The following is a 3,574-nucleotide window of genomic DNA, read 5'->3' on the forward strand; positions in this document are numbered from 1 at the left end:
GCGCTGGCGGAGGCGAGCAGCTCGCGGTCCCCGGCGCGGACGCTGCACACGCCGTTGACCCCGCCGGTGTGTCCCTCCAGGGCGACCTCTTCCGCGCCACGCCGCACCCGAGCCCAGGTTGCACGGTAGGGCGAGGGCTCGCCGAGCCGGCGGAACGCCGACCCGAGATTGTCGAAGGCTTCCGTGACGCTGAACAGGGCCAGCCGCTCGCGGGGTCCGGTCGTGACGGCACCGGGTGTGCGGCGCAGAAGGCGGGCCCGCCGCCTTCCGTCGTGCGTTGTCGCGGTCCCGGCGAGAGGGATCAGCCGCCGCAGGTCCGCTCGGAGCAGCAGGCCGGGCTCCGCGAGCACGGTGTCCACGTCGCGGCCTTCGTGCGCGTGATGTGAACCGAGGGAGCGCCACAGGTAGGGCTGGCTCCACCCGCCGGCGCGCCCTGACGCCACGAAAGCGCGCGTGATCGCCCGTTGGTCGGCCACGGCGTCGCGGCCGGTCGCCAGGCTGTCGTTCAGCGCCTGGTGGAACAGCCGGTAGTACGTCGTGGTATCCGCTCGCTCCGACGTCTCGACGAGGAAGTTCGCCGCTGACCTCCGCGCGAACACGCCGAGATCCGCCGGAGCCACGGTTCGGCCGGTCAGCGCCGCAACCGCATCACGCCACAGGCCGAGGGTCAGGCCCGGCGCCTCCGCATACGCGAGCGCGCAGAGCGCCTCCGTGGCGGCCACCGGCCCTACGTCCGGAACGACGGCGAGGTACTCGCGCAGCGCCGGAGTCACCGGATCGTCGCCCGACGACGGGCCGAGGGTGCCGACCGCGATCGGCACGTCATCGTGCAGCCCGCGGGTTCGGGCCCGGAGTCCGGCGACGAGGAAGTTCGGCTCGGCGATCTCCGCAATCCGCGCGGCCACGGGCACGGCGACCGCGTCGTCCGCGTACGGGTTCCCGGGTCGCTCCGCGCCCCGGAGCTGGAGAGTGGCGAGCGCGTACGCCGTCAGGTCCGCCAGGGCGAAGTACCGCGGCAGGTCCAGGTCGATAGTTCGATGTGCCGGTCCGAACACGTCGATCAGGTCACCGTCGTTGTCGCGCCGGCGGGTCCCGACCAGCACGCGGGCACCCACGTCGGCGCACGTTTCGGCAAGCGGCACGAGCAGCTTCCGCACGATCACCCGCGCCTCTTCCGGACTGGCCGCTTCGTCGAGCGCGTCGACCACGACCGTGAACCGGCGCCGCCCGTGCTCGGCGAGGCGTTCCCGGATCGAGGGGACCGCGTCGATCACCTGCTCGGGGAGCGCAGCCGAAGCAGCACGCGCGATCTCGGTCGCCACCTCCAGCGCCGTCTTGCCCTTGGCGTGGACCGCGCACGCGACGGAGCCCTTGGGCGCCCGCAGGGCGTCGTCGTCCGCGGGCAGCTCGGCTGCGATCCCGGCATCCGAGGTCGTGACCACGCGCGCGAGCACCGCGGATTTGCCGACCCCCGGCGACCCGGTGATCACCAACGCTTTCGACTCGGGGCGGTCGGTCTTCAGCCACTCGACGATCTCGGTCAACGCCACTCGCCGGCCGCTGAACCGGTAGCCCCGCTCGGCGTCGCTGGTCACGCCACGTGCCCGGGGCCGCCAGTGCCGGAGCCCCTCGTCGTCCTCCGCGAGTGACCAGCCCCAGGCATGGACGGCGTCCGCGCCCGCCGACTCGATCGCCCAGCGGTTCGTGAGCGCGTCGAGCTTCTCGTCCGGCAGCGCCTTGACGATCGCGTGCAGCGTGAGAGAGCGCCCGTCGCCCTGGGACTGTGCCTGACCGACGAGACCGACGACCGCGTCGAACTCCGGCGACCAGAGGCCGCCGCCGCTGAAGCCCTTCTCGACCCGGTAGCGCGAGTCGCAGTCCACGCGCACCCAGCCGCCGGTCAGCCGCGCACCGATCCTGCCGTCCGCCTCGTTGCCGATGCGGTCGGCGAACCCGTACGCCCACCAGCCCCTGTCCATGAGGTCGACGTCCCGAGGCCGCCGCAGCACCGCGGGCGTGACGTCCGGCGGCAGGTCACCGTCGAGCACGAGGACGGCGACGTCCGCCTCGGGGTGCGTGGCCATCCGCAGGGCGGCCACCCGGGACGGCGGCAGGTACGGGTCCTCGGTGCCGCGGAACTCGACCCACAGCTCGCCGTCCGCGTGTTGCTTCACGACGTGCCGGCACGTGAGAACACGCCCTTCATCGATGACGACCCCGGACCCGATCGGGTTGGAGTGGCCCGCCGAGGTGTGGATCGAGACCAGCCAGCTCCGGTCCGCCGGCGAAGTGTCAGTCATGCCCATCGGTCACGGCGTGGGCTTCCAGGTCAGCGTGACCTCGAAGTTGCCCTCGGTCGCAGCCTTGGCGACAAGCCAGTTCGTGGTCCCGCTCACCTTGATCCCGAACTTGACCACGATCTCGTCCGGTGACGCCTCACGTGCCTTCTCCAGCACGGCCCGAGCCCCCTCCACGGCAGGCGCCACGGCGTCCTTGATCTGGCCGAGCACCTGATCGGTGCCGACATCGTGCCAGTCCTCGGAGGGTTCGATCTCGAATCGTACGATCGTGCTGTTGTCTACCCCGTAACTGACCACCGGCGACGGCATCTGGGCTCCCCTCGTCGTACCTGAGCGTAGCGACGGACAGACCCAACGTTGTGAGGTTCGGAGGATCACTCCTTTTGTCTTTCTGATCCCACAAGAGCCCGCCCAGCTGCTCGGCGACGTCCCGCCGGATCGTCGCTGTGAGGTGCTGGTAGCGCGCCGCCGGTCCAGCCCGGCGAACGTGCGGCACCTCCGGCGCCGTTTCGTCCGGCTTGCCGCCGACGGGTCTGTGGTCTTCCGTTCAGCGACTACCCGTAGGGGCCGAGGAATCGCTCTCCATTGTAGTGAATCATGTGTGTCGGATGATCGGCGCACCACACGTCCGACTCCCAAGCGATCTTCTCAACGTACTTCCTGAATTCTGTCCGATCTGGGAAGCATGACACGTACACGAGTCCAGCGCGTGAGGCACCGAAAAGCTCGGCTAACTCTCCGTGCCTCTTTGAATCAACAGGTCCGTGTGATGATGCGGCTTCCATCAGGATGAGCCAGTTGCGATCCGCCAGGTATACAACTAGGTCCGGCATCTTTCCATGCTCATCAACTTCTACGCCCAACTCTCCCAACCGATCTCGCTCGAAGAGGGCCCATTTGTCGCCAGCGTCGCCGATGTAGAGAATCTGACCGCCGGGCGTGAAGCGGGGGCAGAATTCCTCCACCATCTGCTTCAACAGAACGTTCTGACCCCCTGGTGAGAGTGTAAATTCAGAGCCATCCGGTAGCGTGAGGGGAATTCGGTCCATCTTGCGTACGGCCGCGTAACGCGCCTTAAGGCCTGGGAGCGAGCTCAGATAAGCTGCGGCCACGGTTTCAAACTCTTGCGCGCCGAATGTCTGTAGCACGCTCAATGCCTCTGAGGGCACTTGGTAATTCCAGCGTGGAGAATTAATTGGTCGACTAGGCTCGTCGGGGTTCTGCACGACCAATTGCGCCTCGGCGAATTGATGCAAGGTAAACCGACGCACGGA

The 3,574-nt window shown here is 68.5% G+C and carries 3 protein-coding genes; all 3 read right to left on the reverse strand.

Annotated elements, in window-relative coordinates; genetic code table 11:
- The coding region (locus tag AC08OU_RS23670) for a serine protease (RefSeq protein ID WP_476605857.1) at nucleotides 1-2,300 on the reverse strand (2,300 nt) is incomplete at its 3' end.
- Nucleotides 2,301-2,309: 9 nt separating this feature from the next.
- Nucleotides 2,310-2,609 (reverse strand): CU044_2847 family protein, encoded by a 300-nt coding sequence (locus AC08OU_RS23675; RefSeq protein ID WP_476605858.1) that lies wholly within the window; start codon nucleotides 2,607-2,609, stop codon nucleotides 2,310-2,312.
- A 245-nt stretch (nucleotides 2,610-2,854) separates the two neighbouring features.
- Nucleotides 2,855-3,574 (reverse strand): BsuBI/PstI family type II restriction endonuclease (locus AC08OU_RS23680; RefSeq protein ID WP_476605859.1); only part of this gene is annotated, 720 nt, incomplete at its 5' end.

The organism is Frankia sp. CcMO1 (genome assembly GCF_977945845.1).